Annotated in this window: 15 protein-coding genes and 1 pseudogene; 11 read left to right on the top strand and 5 right to left on the bottom strand. The window is 68.8% G+C overall.

Going from position 1 to position 16851, the window contains the following annotated elements:
- The 3 genes and pseudogenes from AX690_RS01710 to AX690_RS23510 all read left to right on the top strand — a co-directional run.
- Window positions 1–913, top strand: a 913-nt coding sequence (locus AX690_RS01710) for an FAD:protein FMN transferase (RefSeq protein WP_066730215.1), incomplete at its 5' end; no start/stop codon positions are given.
- On the top strand, window positions 913–2415 hold the full coding sequence (locus AX690_RS01705; protein WP_066683306.1) for a sulfite reductase flavoprotein subunit alpha: 1503 nt from the start codon (window positions 913–915) through the stop codon (window positions 2413–2415). The genes AX690_RS01710 and AX690_RS01705, both read left to right, overlap by 1 nt.
- A 28-nt stretch (window positions 2416–2443) precedes the next feature.
- Window positions 2444–2552: pseudogene (locus tag AX690_RS23510) on the top strand (hypothetical protein); the annotation flags it as partial.
- Here the strand turns inward: AX690_RS23510 and AX690_RS01700 are convergent.
- Window positions 2544–3062 carry a molybdenum cofactor guanylyltransferase gene (locus tag AX690_RS01700; protein ID WP_066730214.1) on the bottom strand — a complete coding sequence of 173 codons (519 nt, stop codon included), beginning with the start codon at window positions 3060–3062 and terminating at the stop codon, window positions 2544–2546. The pseudogene AX690_RS23510 and the gene AX690_RS01700 overlap by 9 nt on opposite strands.
- Before the next feature lie 111 nt (window positions 3063–3173).
- Here AX690_RS01700 and AX690_RS01695 point away from each other — a divergent pair, with 111 nt between their 5' ends.
- From AX690_RS01695 to AX690_RS21930, 7 genes are all read left to right on the top strand, one after another.
- Entirely contained in the window at window positions 3174–4229 is a 1056-nt protein-coding gene (locus tag AX690_RS01695; RefSeq protein WP_066683308.1) for a LacI family DNA-binding transcriptional regulator, read from the top strand.
- A 178-nt stretch (window positions 4230–4407) separates the two neighbouring features.
- On the top strand, window positions 4408–5562 hold the full coding sequence (locus AX690_RS01690; protein ID WP_066683311.1) for a fumarylacetoacetate hydrolase family protein: 1155 nt from the start codon (window positions 4408–4410) through the stop codon (window positions 5560–5562).
- A 76-nt stretch (window positions 5563–5638) separates the two neighbouring features.
- On the top strand, window positions 5639–7075 hold the full coding sequence (locus tag AX690_RS01685; protein ID WP_066683313.1) for an aldehyde dehydrogenase family protein: 1437 nt from the start codon (window positions 5639–5641) through the stop codon (window positions 7073–7075).
- 5 nt (window positions 7076–7080) lie between these two features.
- Window positions 7081–7830 (top strand): D-xylose 1-dehydrogenase, encoded by a 750-nt coding sequence (gene xylB / locus AX690_RS01680; RefSeq protein ID WP_066683315.1) that lies wholly within the window; start codon window positions 7081–7083, stop codon window positions 7828–7830.
- A 126-nt stretch (window positions 7831–7956) separates the two neighbouring features.
- On the top strand, window positions 7957–8826 hold the full coding sequence (locus tag AX690_RS01675) for an SMP-30/gluconolactonase/LRE family protein (protein WP_066683317.1): 870 nt from the start codon (window positions 7957–7959) through the stop codon (window positions 8824–8826).
- A complete protein-coding gene (gene xylD, locus AX690_RS01670; RefSeq protein WP_066683319.1) occupies window positions 8819–10594 on the top strand; it encodes a xylonate dehydratase XylD in 1776 nt (591 codons plus the stop codon). Before AX690_RS01675 ends, xylD begins: the two co-directional genes overlap by 8 nt.
- Window positions 10595–10688: 94 nt before the next feature.
- The gene (locus AX690_RS21930; protein WP_082769439.1) at window positions 10689–11564 is read left to right on the top strand and encodes a GNAT family N-acetyltransferase; all 876 of its coding nucleotides are present in this window, start codon (window positions 10689–10691) and stop codon (window positions 11562–11564) included.
- On the opposite strand, the gene AX690_RS01660 is transcribed toward AX690_RS21930, so the two are convergent.
- The 4 genes from AX690_RS01660 to AX690_RS01645 all read right to left on the bottom strand — a co-directional run bounded on the left by AX690_RS01660 (window position 11548) and on the right by AX690_RS01645 (window position 15096).
- Entirely contained in the window at window positions 11548–12084 is a 537-nt protein-coding gene (locus tag AX690_RS01660) for a hypothetical protein (RefSeq protein ID WP_156449525.1), read from the bottom strand. The genes AX690_RS21930 and AX690_RS01660 overlap by 17 nt on opposite strands.
- Window positions 12085–12128: 44 nt before the next feature.
- Window positions 12129–14309, bottom strand: coding sequence for an outer membrane beta-barrel family protein (locus AX690_RS01655; RefSeq protein ID WP_066683323.1), 2181 nt, complete (start codon window positions 14307–14309; stop codon window positions 12129–12131).
- A 146-nt stretch (window positions 14310–14455) separates the two neighbouring features.
- Window positions 14456–14851: a type II toxin-antitoxin system VapC family toxin gene (locus AX690_RS01650; protein WP_066683325.1), complete on the bottom strand. Its 396-nt coding sequence runs from the start codon at window positions 14849–14851 to the stop codon at window positions 14456–14458.
- The gene (locus AX690_RS01645) at window positions 14848–15096 is read right to left on the bottom strand and encodes a type II toxin-antitoxin system Phd/YefM family antitoxin (RefSeq protein ID WP_066683326.1); all 249 of its coding nucleotides are present in this window, start codon (window positions 15094–15096) and stop codon (window positions 14848–14850) included. Before AX690_RS01645 ends, AX690_RS01650 begins: the two co-directional genes overlap by 4 nt.
- Before the next feature lie 256 nt (window positions 15097–15352).
- Between AX690_RS01645 and AX690_RS01640 the strand changes: the two genes are divergently transcribed.
- On the top strand, window positions 15353–16789 hold the full coding sequence (locus AX690_RS01640; protein WP_066683327.1) for a sugar porter family MFS transporter: 1437 nt from the start codon (window positions 15353–15355) through the stop codon (window positions 16787–16789).
- Window positions 16790–16851 lie beyond the last annotated feature (62 nt).

Raw genomic sequence — 16851 nt, 5'->3', positions numbered from 1 at the left:
GACCATGGGGACGACCTGGTCGGCCAAGGCGGTGCTGCCGGCGACCGTCGACCTTCCCGCCCTGGAGGCCATGGTCCAACGGGCGCTGGACGCCGTGGTGCGCGAGATGAGCCCGTGGGAGCCGCTGTCGGATCTGTCGCGCTACAACCGCGCGCCGGCCGGGAGCTGGGTCAGGCTGCCCGAGGCGACCCTGACCGTCCTGCGCCGCGCGATCGAGGTCGCCGAGGCCAGCGACGGCGCCTTCGACCCGACCCTCGGCGCTCTGACCGACCTCTGGGGCTTTGGCCCCCGCCCCTTCTCCGGCGCGCCGCCCGAACGCGACGCCGTCACCGCCCTGCGCGAAGCCGGCGGCTGGAAGCGCCTGACGCTGGATGGCGAGGCCCTGTTCCAGCCGGGCGGCCTGAAGCTCGATCTGAACGGCATCGCCAAGGGCTTCGGCGTCGACCAGGCCGCCGCCGCGCTGGATCGCGCCGGGGTGAAAAGCTACCTCGTCGAGGTCGGCGGCGAGCTGCGCGGGACCGGGGCCAAGCCCGACGGCCAGCCCTGGTGGGTCGAGCTGGAGCGCCCCCCCAGCGCCAACGACGCGGAAAAGACCGTCGTCGCCCTGCATGATCTCTCCGTCGCCACCTCGGGCGACTACCGCCGGTTCTTCGACCACGACGGCCGCCGCTACGCCCACACCCTGGACCCCGCCACCGGCGCGCCCGTCGCCCACCCGACCGTCAGCGTCACGGTGCTGGCGAGGGACTGCATGAGCGCCGACGCCTGGGCCACGGCCCTGACCGTCATGGCGCCCGACGCGGCCCTGGCCTTCTCCGCCCGCCACGACCTCGCCGCCCTGATCGTCAGCCGCGCCGCGTCGGGCGGGCTGGAGGAGCGCCTATCGCCCGCGCTTCGGGCCATGCTCGACTGATGCCCGACCTTTCCGCCTTTTCGCCCGAGGTTCGCCGCCTGCTGGCCGCTGGGGCCGTCACGGGCGCCTACGCCCTGTTCTGCGGCGCGATCGCCCTGCGCGAGGCTTGGCGTCGCAAGGCCGCCCGCCAGGCGGCCGAGGCGCTGTCGCAAGGCGCGGGCGAGCCCGTGCTGGTCGCCTATGCCAGCCAGACCGGCTTCGCCGAGGAGCTGGCGAACGCCACCGCCAAAGCCCTCTCCGACGCCGGCGCGCCCGTGACCCTGCGCGAGCTGTCGGCCGTCACCGCCGCCGACCTTTCCGGCCGCGCCCTGTTCGTCGTCAGCACCACTGGCGAAGGCGACGCCCCCGACAGCGCCCGCGCCTTCATCCGCGACGTGATGAAGGACGGCCACGACCTCTCGGCCCTGCGCTACGGGGTCCTGGCGCTGGGCGACTCCACCTACGCTCACTATTGCGCTTTCGGCCGGACGCTGGACGCCTGGCTGGCCCACGCCGGCGCGCAAGCCCTGTTCGACCGCGTCGAGGTCGACGACGGCGATCCGGCCGCTCTGCGCCACTGGCAGGGCAAGCTCTCGGTCCTGACCGGCGTCACCGACGCCCCCGACTGGAGCCGCCCCGCCTATGGCCGCTGGACCCTGGCCGAGCGCGAGTTGCTCAATCCCGGCAGTCCCGGGGGCGAGGCCTGGCGCATCCGCCTGACGCCACCCGACGGCGCGACCTGGCAAGCCGGCGACATCCTGGAGATCGGCCCGCGCAACGCGCCGGCCGATGTGGTGGCGCTGGGCCTGCCGGCCGAGGCGGCCGAGACCCTGTCCAGCCTGCGCCTGCCGCACGAGCCGGCGGCGATCGAGGCTTTGCACAGCCTCGCGCCCGCCCAGATCGCCGAGAAACTGACGCCCCTGCCGCACCGGGAATATTCGATCGCCTCCCTGCCCGCCGACGGCGGCGTCGAGTTGATCGTCCGGCTGATGACCGACGCCGAGGGCCGACCGGGACTGGGTTCGGGCTGGCTGTGCCGCCATGCCGAGATTGGCGGCGCGATCGACGCCCGCGTCCGGACGAACAAGAGCTTCCACGCGCCTGACGCCGCCCGACCGCTGATCCTGATCGGCTCGGGCACGGGGCTGGCGGGCCTGCGGGCCCATCTCAAGGCGCGCGTCGCCGCCGGGGCGCGTCGCAACTGGCTGGTGTTCGGCGAGCGCACCGCCGCTCACGACTATTTCCTGCGCAACGAGATCGAGGGCTGGCTCGCCGCCGGCGCGCTGGAGCGGCTGGATCTCGCCTTCTCCCGCGACCAGGGCGAACGGCTGTATGTCCAGCATCGCCTGCGCGCGGCGGCGGACACGCTGCGCCAGTGGGTCGCCGATGGCGCGGCGATCTATGTCTGCGGGTCGCTGGAAGGGATGTCGCGCGACGTCCACGCCGTGCTGGTCGAGGTGCTGGGCGGTGAGACGGTCGAGCGGCTGACCGACGAAGGCCGGTACCGGCGGGACGTTTATTGAGAGCGCTTTAGCCCACAACAACTCTCGTCATCCCGGCCGTAGCGAAGCGGAGAGCCGGGCCCCAGGGGCGACCGCACTGCGCCGGCCCCTGGGTCCCGGATCGGCCTGCGGCCGTCCGGGATGACACGCTATTTTGAGTGTTGAACCAGAGCCCGAAACTCCTCCGGCGTGTTCGCCCCGCGCAGCCGCCCCAGCGCGCCTTCCGGAACGGCCAGCGCCTTCAGCCCCGCCCGCTCGACCAGCCGCCGCAGCGGCCAACCGGCCTCGGCGTCAACGGGCAGCGCCGCCGCCTCGACCACCATCGGCACGGGCAAGCCTTCATAGAAGCCGCCGTTCGCCAGCAGCGGCGTCAGATCCTCCAGGGTCACCGTCGGCGCGTCGACCGCCAGCACCAGCAGCCGCTCGGTCCCCAGCGCCCGCGCGCCGGCCAGCACGCCGCCCACCGGTCCCGCCCCGGCCTCGTCGTCCGGAACCCAGGGCAGGCCAAGATCGGCGCCGGCCGTCACCAGCGCCTCCGCGCCCGCCGCCCGCGCGAGAGCCGCCACCCGATCCACCGCCCGGCGCCCGTCCCAGTCCAGCACCGCCTTGTCGCGGCCCATCCGCCGGGAGGCGCCGCCGCACAGGATGATCGCGCCCAGAGAGGTCATCTGGCTTGCCTATCGTCTCTGTCGCGCCGGGAGAAGACCTTCGACCTTCGCCGTCTTCCAAGCTGCGCCCGAACCGGTCTAGTGTCCCGCCCGCATAGGGATAGACCAAGAATGAGCCAACCGCCCGAGCGCCAGCGTCGTCGCACGACCCAGAGCGCCACCATCCGTGATGTCGCCGCCCGCGCGGGCGTCTCGCCGATGACCGTTTCCCGCGTCATCAATCGTGAGAGCACCGTCAAGGAGGAGACGCGGGCGCTCGTCGAGAAGGCCATCGCCGAGCTCAACTATGCGCCCAATCCCGCCGCTCGCAGCCTGGCCGGCAGCGCGCCCTTCCGCATCGGCCTGCTCTACGACAACCCCTCGACCGGCTATCTGTCGGAATTCCTGGTCGGCGCCCTGGACGAAAGCAGCCGCACCGGCTCGCAGATCGTGATCGAGAAGTGCGCCGAGCCCGAACTGGCCGGCGCCACCCTGGCTCGACTGCTGAAGACGGGCGTCGACGGCCTGATCCTGCCGCCGCCGCTCTGCGAGTCCCCGCAGGTTCTGGCCGAGGTCAAGGCGGCCGGCGCCGCCGCCGTGGCCGTCGCGCCGGGCATGGCCAGCGCCGACATGGCGACCATCCGCATCGACAACGAGGCCGCCGCCCTCGAGCTGACCCAGCACCTGTTGAGCCTGGGCCACAAGCGCTTCGGCTTCATCAAGGGCCACCCGAACCAGACCGTCAGCCAGCAGCGCCTGGACGGCTTCCTGTCGGCCCTGAAGGCGGCCGGCGTCCCGCAAGAGAACATCCGGGTCGAGCAGGGCTACTTCACCTATCGCTCCGGCCTGGAGGCGGCCGAGCGGCTGCTGGCGGCCGAGCCGCGTCCCACGGCGATCTTCGCGGCCAACGACGACATGGCCGCCGCCGCCGCCGGCGTGGCCCATCGCCTGGGCCTGGACGTGCCGGGCGACGTCTCGATCGTCGGCTTCGACGACACCTCGATCGCCGACAACATCTGGCCGCCCCTGACCACCGTCCACCAGCCGATCGCCGCCATGGCCCGCGCGGCCGTGGACCTGGTGCTGGAGGAAATCCGCCGCCATCGCGACGGCGGCGGCGAGCCGCGGCAGTTGATGCATCCGCATACGCTGATCGTGCGGGATTCGAGCGGGCCGGTGGCGGAGTAGAATCCCTCTCCCTCCCGCTTCGCGGCGGCCCCGCCCTCTCCCTTTGGAGAGGGCGTTTTTGTATTGGTCTGACAACGCGCTTGCAGCCGCCACATGTTAGCGCTACCAAGCTTTCGACCAACGAGCGCCGCCGACGGTTTCGGCGCCTTCAGACGCTCGGCAAAGGGGAGACGACGCCGTGGGCGTAAGCGAATTCCTTCCGGATGACTGGAAAAACGCGACCCTGCTGGGCCGCATCGACTTCGGCGAAGGCCCGACGCCCGTGCTGGTGCGCGGCGGCCGCGTCGAGGACATGTCCAAGGTCGCGCCGACCGTCGCCGACCTGATGAACGCCTTCCAGCCCGGCGCGGCGATCCCGCGCGGCGAGGACAAGGGCCCGCTGGAAGCCCTCGACATCCGCCCGGTCTGGGAAGACCCCGACGGCGCCGCGCCGGTGAAGCTGCTGGCCCCCGTCGACCTGCAATGCCTGAAGGCCGCCGGCGTGACCTTCGCCGTCTCGACCCTGGAGCGGGTGATCGAGGAACGCGCGCGCGGCGACGCCGCCAGGGCCCTGGAAATCCGCCAGCAACTGTCCGACCGCATGGGCGGCGACCTGAAGAGCGTCGAACCGGGCTCGGAAGGCGCCGCGCGCCTGAAGGCCGCCCTGATGGCCGACGGCCTGTGGTCGCAGTACCTGGAAGTCGCCATCGGCCCCGACGCCGAGATCTTCACCAAGGGCCCGACCCTGTCCTCGATGGGCTGGGGCGACCATGTCGGCGTTCGCTACGACAGCCACTGGAACAACCCCGAGCCGGAAGTCGTGCTGCTGTGCGACGGCCAGGGCCAGATCCGCGGCGCGTCGCTGGGCAACGACGTCAACCTGCGCGACTTCGAAGGCCGCAGCGCCTTGCTGCTCAGCAAGGCCAAGGACAACAACGCCAGCTGCGCCATTGGCCCGTTCTTCCGCCTGTTCGACGAGACCTTCGCCCTGGACGACGTCCGCTCGGCCGAGGTCGAGCTGAAGATCACCGGCCGCGACAACTTCGTGCTCGACGGCAAGTCGAACATGAGCCTGATCAGCCGCGACCCCGCCGTTCTCGCCGGCCAGGCCTATGGCAAGCAGCACCAGTACCCGGACGGCTTCGCCCTGTTCCTGGGCACGATGTTCGCCCCGATCCAGGACCGGGATGCGCCCGGCCAGGGCTTCACCCACAAGGTCGGCGACCGCGTCCGTGTCTCGACGCCCAAGCTGGGCGTGCTCGAGAACGAAGTCACCACCTGCGACAAGGCCAAGCCGTGGACGTTCGGCATCTCGGCCCTGATCCGCAACCTGGCCGGCCGCGGCCTGCTCTAATGCTTTGTTTCAACGGATTTTCTTCACGCGAACCGGTTCCCACTTCGCTCGAAAATCCTAGCCAAGGAGCTCGGCCATGACCGACACCCTGCGCCACTATATCGGCGGCGAACGCGTCGCCGCCGACGCCCCGGCCGAAAGCCTGAACCCGTCGAACACCAACGACGTCGTCGCCAAGGTCCCGATGGGCGGCCAGGCCGAGGTCGACGCCGCCGTCGACGCGGCCAAGAAGGCCTTCCCCAGCTGGTCGGAAGCCTCGCCGGAAGTCCGCTCGGACCTGCTGGACAAGGTCGGCTCGACCATCATCGCCCGCAGCGCCGACATCGGCCGCCTGCTGGCGCGCGAAGAGGGCAAGACGGTCGCCGAAGGCGTCGGCGAAACCGTCCGCGCCGGCCGCATCTTCAAGTACTTCGCGGGCGAGGCCCTGCGCCGCCACGGCCAGAACCTGGAAAGCACCCGTCCCGGCGTCGAGGTCCAGACCTATCGCCAGGCCGTCGGCGTGTTCGGCCTGATCACGCCTTGGAACTTCCCGATCGCCATCCCGGCCTGGAAGGCCGCGCCCGCGCTCGCCTTCGGCAACACCGTGGTGATCAAGCCGGCCGGCCCGACCCCGGCGACCGCCAACGTGCTGGCCGACATCATGCAGGAATGCGGCGCCCCGGCGGGCGTCTTCAACATGCTGTTCGGCCGCGGCTCGATGGGCGACGTGCTGATCAAGCACAAGGACGTGGACGGGATCTCGTTCACGGGCTCGCAAGGCGTGGGCGCCCAGGTCGCCGCCGCCGCCATGGCCCGCCAGGCCCGCGTGCAGCTGGAGATGGGCGGCAAGAATCCGCTGATCATCCTGGACGACGCCGACCTGGAACGCGCCGTCGCCATCGCCCTGGACGGCTCGTTCTACGCCACCGGCCAGCGCTGCACCGCCAGCTCGCGCCTGATCGTCCAGGACGGCATCCATGACAAGTTCGTGGCTCTGCTGGCCGAGAAGGTCGCCGCCCTGCGCGTGGGCGACGCCCTGGACCCCAACACCCAGATCGGCCCGGCCGTCTCCGAAGACCAGATGGAGACGAGCTACAAGTACATCGACATCGCCAAGGGCGAAGGCGGCCGCGTCGTCACCGGCGGCGATCGTCTGAAGCTCGACAATCCGGGCTGGTACGTGCAGCCGACCCTGATCGCCGACACCGAAGCCGGCATGCGGATCAACAACGAGGAGGTCTTCGGCCCCGTCGCCTCGACCATCCGCGTCAAGTCGTACGAAGAGGCCCTGGAGATCGCCAACGGCGTCGAGTTCGGCCTGTCGGCCGGCATCGCCACGACCTCGCTGAAGTACGCCCGCCACTTCCAGCGCCACGCCAAGGCCGGCATGACCATGGTCAACCTGGCCACGGCCGGCGTCGACTACCACGTGCCGTTCGGCGGCACGAAGAGCAGCTCGTACGGCGCGCGCGAACAGGGCTTCGCCGCCGTCGAGTTCTTCACCCAGACGAAAACCTCCTACTCGTGGTCGTAAGCAGCATGTCCTCAGCCATCTATCCCAGCCTGAAGGGCAAGCGCGTCGTCATCACCGGCGGCGGCTCGGGCATCGGCGCCGGCCTCGTCGCCGGCTTCGTCCGCCAGGGCGCCGAGGTGATCTTCCTCGACATCGTCGACGCGGACTCGCAAGCCCTGGTCGCCGAGCTGTCGAAGGACGCGGCGATCGCGCCGGTCTACAAGCGCTGCGACCTGATGAACATCGACGCGCTGAAGGCGACCTTCGCCGAAATCGGCGACGTCGACGTGCTGGTCAACAACGCCGGCAACGACGACCGTCATAGCCTCTCGGACCTGACGCCCGAATACTGGGACAACCGCATCGGCGTGAACCTGCGCCACATGGTGTTCGCGGCCCAGGCCGTGGCCGGCGGCATGAAGAAGCGCGGCGGCGGCGCCATCATCAACTTCGGCTCGATCAGCTGGCACCTGGGTCTGGAGGACCTCGTCCTCTACGAGACCGCCAAGGCCGGCATCGAGGGCATGACCCGGGCCCTGGCCCGCGAGCTGGGTCCCGACGACATCCGCGTCACCTGCGTGGTGCCCGGCAACGTCAAGACCAAGCGCCAGGAGAAGTGGTACACGCCGGAAGGCGAGGCCCAGATCGTCGCCGCCCAGTGCCTGAAGGGCCGCATCCTGCCGGACCACGTCGCCTCGCTGGTGCTGTTCCTGGCCTCGGACGACGCCTCGCTCTGCACCGGTCACGAATACTGGATCGACGCCGGCTGGCGCTGACAGGCGCGCTTCTCCCTGGATGGGGGCGAGGTGGGGATCGGGGTGGTGTAGCGGTTCGGCCGCCGATGTCCTATTCACCCCACCCTACCCTTCTCCATCAAGGGAGAAGGATCTGAAGAGGCTGATATGACCGCTGAAGTCACCTGCGTCTGGGATCTGAAGGCCACGCTGGGCGAGGGCCCGATCTGGCACGGCGACGCCCTGTGGTTCGTCGACATCAAGCAGCGCAAGATCCACAACTATAATCCCGCGACGGGCGAACATTTCAGCTTCGACGCGCCCGACCAGGTCACCTTTCTGGCGCCGATCGCCGACGCTGGCGGCTTTGTCGTCGGCCTGAAGACCGGCATCCACCGCTTCCATCCCGCGTTCGGCTTCCGCTCGCTGATCGAGGTCGAGGACGCCGCCCTCGACAACCGCCCCAACGACGCCACCGTCGACGCGAATGGCCGCCTGTGGTTCGGCACCATGCACGACGGCGAAGAGGCCAAGAGCGGCTCGCTCTACCGCATGGACGCCGAAGGCGTGGCGCGGATGGACAAGGACATCTGCATCACCAACGGTCCCTGCGTCTCGCCGGACGGCAAGACCTTCTACCACACCGACACCCTGGAAAAGACCATCTGGGCCTACGACCTGGCCGAGGACGGGACGCTGTCGAACAAGCGCGCCTTCGTTCACGTCAAGCTGGGCGACGACATCTATCCCGACGGCACGGTGGTCGATTCCGAAGGCTGCCTGTGGATCGCCCTGTGGGGCGGCTTTGGCGTCATCCGCGTCTCGCCGGCTGGCGAGATCGTCGGCAAGATCGACCTTCCCGCCCCCAACGTCACCAAGGTCTGCTTCGGCGGGCCGGACCTGAAGACCCTTTTCTTCACCACCGCCCGCAAGGGCCTCAGCGACGAAACCCTGGCCCAGTATCCGCTGGCCGGCGGCCTGTTCGCCGTCGGGGTCAATGTCGCGGGCCAGCCGCAACACGAGGTCCGCCTTGTCTGAACGCACGCCCCGCCGGTTCCGGTCTCGCGATTGGTTCGATAATCCCGACCACATCGACATGACCGCGCTCTATCTGGAGCGCTTCATGAACTACGGGATCACGCCGGAGGAGCTGCGAAGCGGCAAGCCGATCATCGGCATCGCCCAGACCGGCAGCGACATCTCGCCCTGCAACCGCATCCACCTGGACCTGGTGACGCGGATTCGGGACGGGATCCGCGACGCCGGGGGCATTCCCATGGAGTTTCCGGTCCATCCGATCTTCGAGAACTGCCGTCGCCCGACGGCGGCGCTGGACCGGAACCTCTCCTATCTCGGCCTGGTCGAGACCCTGCACGGCTATCCGATCGACGCCGTCGTCCTGACCACGGGCTGCGACAAGACCACCCCGGCCGGCATCATGGCCGCCACCACCGTCAACATCCCGGCCATCGTCCTGTCGGGCGGTCCGATGCTGGACGGCTGGCACGAGGGCGAGCTGGTCGGCTCGGGCACGGTGATCTGGCGCTCGCGCCGTAAGCTGGCCGCCGGCGAGATCACGGAAGAAGAGTTCATCGACCGCGCCGCCAGCTCCGCGCCGTCGGCGGGCCACTGCAACACCATGGGCACGGCCTCGACCATGAACGCCGTGGCCGAGGCGCTGGGCCTGTCGCTGACCGGCTGCGCGGCGATCCCGGCCCCGTACCGCGAGCGCGGCCAGATGGCCTACAAGACCGGCCAACGGATCGTCGACCTGGCCTATGAGGACGTCAAACCGCTCGACATCCTCACGAAGAAGGCCTTCCAGAACGCCATCGCCCTGGTGGCGGCGGCCGGCGGCTCGACCAACGCCCAGCCGCACATCGTGGCCATGGCGCGTCACGCGGGCGTCGAGATCACCGCCGACGACTGGCGCGCGGCCTACGACATCCCGTTGATCGTCAACATGCAGCCGGCCGGCAAGTATCTGGGCGAGCGCTTCCACCGGGCCGGCGGCGCGCCGGCGGTGCTGTGGGAGCTCCTCCAGCAAGGCCGCCTGCACGGCGACGTCCTGACCGTCACCGGCAAGACCATGGGCGAGAACCTGCAGGGCCGCGAGACCAGCGACCGCGAGGTGATCTTCCCCTATGACCAGCCGCTGGCCGAAAAGGCCGGCTTCCTGGTCCTGAAGGGCAACCTGTTCGACTTCGCGATCATGAAGTCCAGCGTGATCGGCGAGGAGTTCCGCAAGCGCTACCTGTCCGAACCGGGCAAGGAGGGCGTCTTCGAGGCTCGCGCCATCGTGTTCGACGGCTCGGACGACTACCACAAGCGGATCAACGATCCGTCTCTGGAGATCGACGAGCGCTGCATCCTGGTCATCCGCGGCGCCGGTCCGATCGGCTGGCCCGGCTCGGCCGAGGTCGTCAACATGCAGCCGCCGGATCACCTGCTGAAGAAGGGGATCATGAGCCTGCCGACCCTGGGCGACGGCCGCCAGTCGGGCACCGCCGACAGCCCCTCGATCCTGAACGCCTCGCCCGAGAGCGCGATCGGTGGCGGCCTGTCGTGGCTGCGCACCGGCGACACCATCCGCATCGACATTAACACCGGGCGCTGCGACGCCCTGGTGGACGAGGCGACGATCGCCGAGCGCAAGAAGGAAGGTATTCCGGCGGTCCCCGCGACCATGACGCCCTGGCAGGAAATCTACCGGGCCCACGCCAGCCAGCTCGACACCGGCGGGGTGCTGGAGTTCGCGGTCAAGTACCAGGACCTGGCGTCCAAGCTGCCCCGGCACAACCACTGACGACAAAAGCCCCCGGAGCGATCCGGGGGCTTTCTTCTTGGGCTCTGGCCTTGGCGCGAACGACTTGTCAGGATGGCCGCCGGAGGGCCCCGCCTTGCAAGATTTCGAGCCGCTTTTCGTCGCCGCGCTTCAGGCCGCCAACGCCGGCCATCCCGACCAAGCGCGCGACCTCTACGCCAAGGCCGCCGACAAGGCGCGGGAGGTCGGCGCCGTCGTTCCGCTGGCCCACGCGTTGCGGCATGTCTCGGACCTGGATCGCGAAGCAGGAAAGGCCGAAGCGGCGCTGGCCGCCGCCGACGAGGCCATCGCCCTCTATCGCGCCAGCTCGGAGGCCACGGACCTCGACCTCGCCAACGCGCTCCGGCTCAGCGCCTTGGCGCGGGAAGACCTCGGTCAGACCGCCACGGACCTCTGGCGCGAGGCCGGCGCGCTGTACCAGGACGCCGACGTCGAGGCCGGCGTCGAGGAATCTCTACGAAGACTGAACCTGGCGACCCGCGCCGCCGAGCCCGAGGACCTGGAGCCGCTCGCCAGGCTGTGGCGCGAGGGCTGGGTGGACGCGCACCTGGCGATCGTCCCCAAGGACCTGATCACGCTGCGCACGCCCGAGAGCTTCGCCGGACGCATGGCCGCCGCCCTACCCCGTGTACGAGCGCTGGGTCCCATCGGCGCGCCGTTGGGCTTCCACCTGATCAAGGGCGACGAGTTGAACCAGTTCTACCTGGCCGGCGAAGCGCGCGGCTCGGGCGCGGCGGGCGTGCTGATGGCCGACGCCGAGAGGCGCTTGGTCGAGGCGGGCGTCAAAACCGCCTGGCTGGCCTGCGCCATCGGCAACGCCCGCGCCGCCCGCTTCTACGAAAAGTCCGGCTGGACCCTGGCGCGCGAAGAGGTCGTGGAGAGCGAGACTTCGGCCGGCCCGTTCCCCCTGAAGGTCTGGCGCTACGAGAAGCGGCTCACGACACAAATCTGAAGATCACCCGGTCCTGAACCCAACGACCGTCGACGCGCCGATAGGCCGTCAAGCTGCCGTCGCCGCAGAGCCCGGCGCATCGGATGGACTGATACACCAACGCCCGACGTCCATCCGGCGTAATCAGCGGCGCTTGGATGACCCCGATGAAGAGGGGTTCGAGCCGCGTAATCTTCTGCACCGCGGCCAGGTCTTCGGGCGTCGCCATCCGCGTCCCGGCCGGCAACTGCGTCGTCAGGTCGGGGCAGCGCGCGAAGAGATTTTGCGGCGCGCGCCTCAGCAACGCCCACTCGGCTTTCGAGAGCGGAGGTTCCGCCCGGCGCGACACGTCCTGCAGAAACTGCGCCGAGGCGGCGTCTTGACCGTCAAAGGCGGTTACGTCGCGGCGAGCCTGCTCGGCCACGATCCGCGCGCCGAGCGCGCAGACCTCGGCCTTGTCATTTTTCGGCGTGCTCAACGCCGGGGTCGCGGTGAGCGCGATCGCCACGACAACCAGTCGCTTCAGGGTCGGGGTGGACATGATCCAGACCCTGCGCGCGCGGCGAGTTGTCAACAAGCGTAATCTCAGCCCGGCCCGCCCGCGTTGAAGTCGAACTGCTCGGGACGCGGCTTGCCTGCGCCGAAGGCGTAGCTGAAGCCGAAGAACACCGAGCGGACATTGGCCGAGCGGCGCGCGCGGTCGCGCAGGGCGGGCGTGTCGATGACCGTAACCTCGCGGAAGTCGTCCAGCACGTCCTGGGCGGTCATGACGAACGAGAGCTTGTCGTTGACCTTCCGGCGATAGCCCAGGTTCACCATCTTGAAGGGCTCGCGATAGCCTTGGGGGGTCAAGCGCTTGCCCGAAGTGAAGGCGTTCAGCTGGAAGAAGTCCTTGGGCGTGGCCTGCCAGTTCAGGTTCGCTCGACCCGACAGGGCCGTGCCCGAGCGCGCGCCGGAAAAGCCCAGATTGGCCGCGTCGATCTCGTTCCAGAACAGGTTGCCGCTGAGGTTATAGGTCAGCTTCGGCGACAGGCGGCCGTTGGCGACCAGCTCCAGGCCGCCCGCGCGGCTCTTGCCGAGATTGGCCTTCGAGGTCAGGAAAACGCCGCCGCCCAAGTCGCTGACGACATCCGTCACACTGTCGCGCGTGTCGCGGAAATAGGCCGTCGCCAGATAGTAGGCCTGGCCCTTCCTGTACTGCCAGCCCAGCTCGTAGGAGTCGGTGATCTGGGGCTTCAGGTTGGGGTTGCCCTGCCGATAGTTGAAGGGGTCCAGATAGACCCGATAGGGGTGCAGGTCCTGGGCGCCGGGACGCTGGACGCGGCGGCTGTAATTGGCGCTGAGCGTCTGGTTCTGGCTCAGCGTGTAGCCCGTGTGCAGGGTCGGGTAGACGCGGAAATAGTCGTTCCGACCGGTGGCGCCGTGCGTCACGTCGTTGACGTTGATCCGCACCTGTTCGGCGCGCAAACCGCCCTGGACCGTGAAGTCGCCGAACGGCCGCTCGTAGGTGACATAGGCCGCGTAGACGTCCTGGTCGTAGTCGTAGACGTTGGTGCGGTTCGGATCGACGATCAGCCCGCCCGCCGTCGGGCCCGAGGCGCCGCGGTTCTTGTAGGCGTTGCTGGCCAGCTCGAAGTCGAGGCCGGTCTTCAGCTTGACGTCCTTGGGCAGCGGCTTGCTGTAGTCGACCTTCAGATTGGCGCGGTTCTGGAAGACATCCATGCCGACGCGTTCGTACTGGTCGACGCCCGGCGTGTTGCGGGTCAAGGCGTCGAAGTCGCGCGTGAAGTCGGTGATCTCGTACTCCACGTGCGTGGTCAGGGTGTGATCCGCGCCCTTGAACTGGCGACGCCAATCCGCGCTGGCCGCGCCGGTGTCGCGACGCATCTCGCCCAAGAGATCGCGGACGTAGGCGCGCGACGGCGCCCCCGAGGCGTCACGCGCCGCATAGGTCTCCTGGACGTCCGAGTTGAAGTCCATCCGGCGGAAGCGCAGCTCGCCGCTCAGGCGGTTGCTCTTGTCGAGGTCATAGTCGAGCGCGCCGCGCAGATTGGTCATGCCGCCCGTGTTGTCGGCGTCGGAGGCCTGGGTGCTGGCGCGATAGCCGCCGCTGGCCGCATCGAGCGTCGAGCGCTCGATCAGCTGACGGCCTTCCTGCTTCTCGTGACGATAGCTGGCGTCGCCGGTCAGGGTCAGCTTGCCGGCGCGGCGCGTGGCGCTGATCCCGCCATTGTGGCGCCCCAGGGTGTCGACATTGAAGCGCGCCGTGCCGCTGGTCCCCGGCTTCTGGGTCTTCTTGGTGATCAGATTGATGATCCCGGCCGTCCCGTCGGGGCGGTAGGCCGCCGACGGATTGGTCATCACCTCGACGCGGTCGATCTGGTCGGCGGGCATCGACTGCAGGGCGTCGCCCTTGCCCTCGCCCGTGAACTGGCTGCTGGGCTTGCCGTCGATCATGATCGTGACGTTCGAGTCCCCGCGCAGGCTGACATTGCCCTGCACGTCGACCTCGACCGAAGGGATGTTGCGCAGGGCGTCGGCGACCGAGCCGGTCTTGGCCGACAGGTCGTTGGCGACGCTGTAGCTGCGGCGGTCGATCGAGGCGCGCATCGCCGTCGAGTCCGAGGTGATCGTCACCCCCTCCACCGCCGTGGGGGCGTCCTTGGCCGGCGCCTTGGGCGCGGCGGGCGCCGGGGCGGTCTGGGCCTGGACCAGGGTCGGAGACAGTACGGCCGCGGCCGCGAGCAAAGCGATCTTAAAGCGCAAAACAGGTCCCCCACTCGGCCCAACGACGCCTCGCGATGATCGCGCCGAACATTACAAAATGTACATGTGTAAATTGATGTGCTCAGCCCTTAGAGCCGGGTTCCGCCGCCAATACAAATGTCTTTTCCGCAATGTTCGCGGACGATTTAGACGCGGATGATGTGGGCGCTGTAGGAGGCGACAACCGCGTCGTGAGTGACGAGCCGCTGGGCCCCGGACAGCCCCTGGACGATTAGCAGTCTGTCGAAGGGATCGGCATGAATCGCGGGCAGTTGCTCGACCAGGACGACCTGCTCTGGTGTGATCGGTATCAGGTCGTAGCCAGACGCCAGGAACAGCTCCATTGCCTCGTCCCCACCGATCGGCATGGCGTTAGGACCGCCGCGCCCCAGACCATGCTTGATCGCGATCTCCCATAAGGTGACGGCGCTGACACAGATTTCGTTCTCGGGATCGAGGATCAGCGCGCGCGCCGCGCTCGACAGGCGCGGATCGTCGGTCAGCGACCAGAGCGCGATGTGGGTGTCCAGAAGCAGCTTCACTCGGAAGAGCCGAGGAACAGGCGGGCGGCCTCGTCATCGTCGGCTTGTGGGTCCCGCGGCGCCGTGAACATGCCAGCGGCGATGCCGATCCGCCGCTCGATCCCGCGCGAGGGCCGGATGGCGACTAGGCGCGCGGCCGGACGGCCGTTGCGAGCGATGATGATCTCGTCGATCTCGCCCTTTTCGACGGCGTCCACCAGCTTGGACAACTGGCTCTTGGCGTCGTGCATGTTGACGGTCGTCATGGCCGAACCTCATTAGCTATACTTAGCTAACACATTTGGAGGGGGCCAGAAAGTCACCTCTACTCGACCTGTCGCCTCACGGACGGCCGCTCTGCTATCGATGGCGTCGGAGGTGAGTCCCACGCGCGAGCAAATGGTCGTCAGAACCTGCGCTTGCGCGCTGATACCGGTAACACTAAGGTCGCGCCAACCAGAGGCCCTTAAGGGGTCGTGGGGGCGTCAACGGGCCCAAGAAGGCTCAATGGGAGGAAACCCTGTGGCAAGTGTATCCAACGCCGGCCCCAGCGCGGGCATGAGCGCTGACGGGACTAAGGTGAACATGGCCTTCGTCGCCGCGATCGTCGCGGTCGCCACGATCGGCGGCTTCATGTTCGGCTACGACAGCGGCGTCATCAACGGCACTCAGGAAGGCCTGAACAGCGCCTTCAACCTCACCGAATTCGGCACGGGCCTGAACGTGGCCGCCATCCTCATCGGCTGCGCCATCGGCGCCTTCGCCGCCGGCCGCCTGGCCGACGTCTGGGGCCGCCGCACCGTGATGATCATCTCGGCCGTGCTGTTCATCATCAGCGCGCTCGGCACCGGGGCGGCGCACACCTCGACCGTCTTCGTCATCTTCCGCCTGATCGGCGGCCTGGGCGTCGGCGCGGCCAGCGTGCTGTGCCCGGTCTACATCTCGGAAGTCACGCCCGCGAACATCCGCGGTCGGCTGTCCTCCGTGCAGCAGATCATGATCATCACCGGCCTGACCGGCGCCTTCGTGGCCAACTACGCCCTGGCCCACAGCGCCGGCAGTTCGACCGCCGAGTTCTGGCTGGGCCTACCGGCCTGGCGCTGGATGTTCTGGATGCAGGTCATCCCGGCCGGCGTCTTCTTCCTGTGCCTGCTGGGCATTCCGGAAAGCCCCCGCTACCTGGTCGCCAAGGGCCAGGACGCCAAGGCCGAGGCCATCCTCTCGCGCCTGTTCGGCGCGGGCGCCGGCGCGGCCAAGGTCGCCGAGATCCGCGCCTCGCTGAGCGCCGACCACAAGCCGACGTTCTCGGACCTGCTGGATCCGGTCAGCAAGAAGATTCGCCCGATCCTGTGGGCCGGCCTCGTGCTCGCCGTCTTCCAGCAGCTGGTCGGCATCAACATCGTCTTCTACTACGGCTCGGTGCTGTGGCAGTCGGTGGGCTTCACCGAGGACGACAGCCTGAAGATCAACATCCTGTCGGGCGCGCTGTCGATCCTGGCCTGTCTGGCCGCCATCGCCCTGATCGACCGCATCGGCCGCAAGCCGCTGCTGCTGATCGGCTCGGTCGGCATGGCCGTGACCCTGGGCGTCCTGACCTGGTGCTTCTCGACCGCCACCACGGTCAACGGCGCGCTGGTCCTGGACGGCAACGTCGGCCCGATCGCCCTGGTCGCCGCCAACCTCTACGTGATCTTCTTCAACCTCTCCTGGGGCCCGGTCATGTGGGTGATGCTGGGCGAGATGTTCCCGAACCAGATGCGCGGCTCGGCCCTGGCGGTCGCCGGCTTCGCCCAGTGGATGGCCAACTTCGCCATCTCGTTCAGCTTCCCGGCCATGGCCAAGGCCAGCCTGCCCGCGACCTACGGCTTCTACGCCGTCAGCGCGGTGATCTCGTTCTTCCTGGTTCAGAAGCTCATCCACGAGACCCGTGGCAAGGAGCTGGAAGCGATGCAGGGGTAGGCGCCTTAGATCCTCCCCCGCGATGCGGGGGAGCAACCGTGTTGAGTTCAGGCGGGTCTCCA

The sequence above is a fragment of the Caulobacter sp. CCH9-E1 genome, from assembly GCF_001556515.1.
Taxonomy (GTDB): domain Bacteria; phylum Pseudomonadota; class Alphaproteobacteria; order Caulobacterales; family Caulobacteraceae; genus Caulobacter.
Note: the sequence above shows the minus strand (reverse complement) of the source record. Positions and strands in the feature narration are given on the sequence as shown.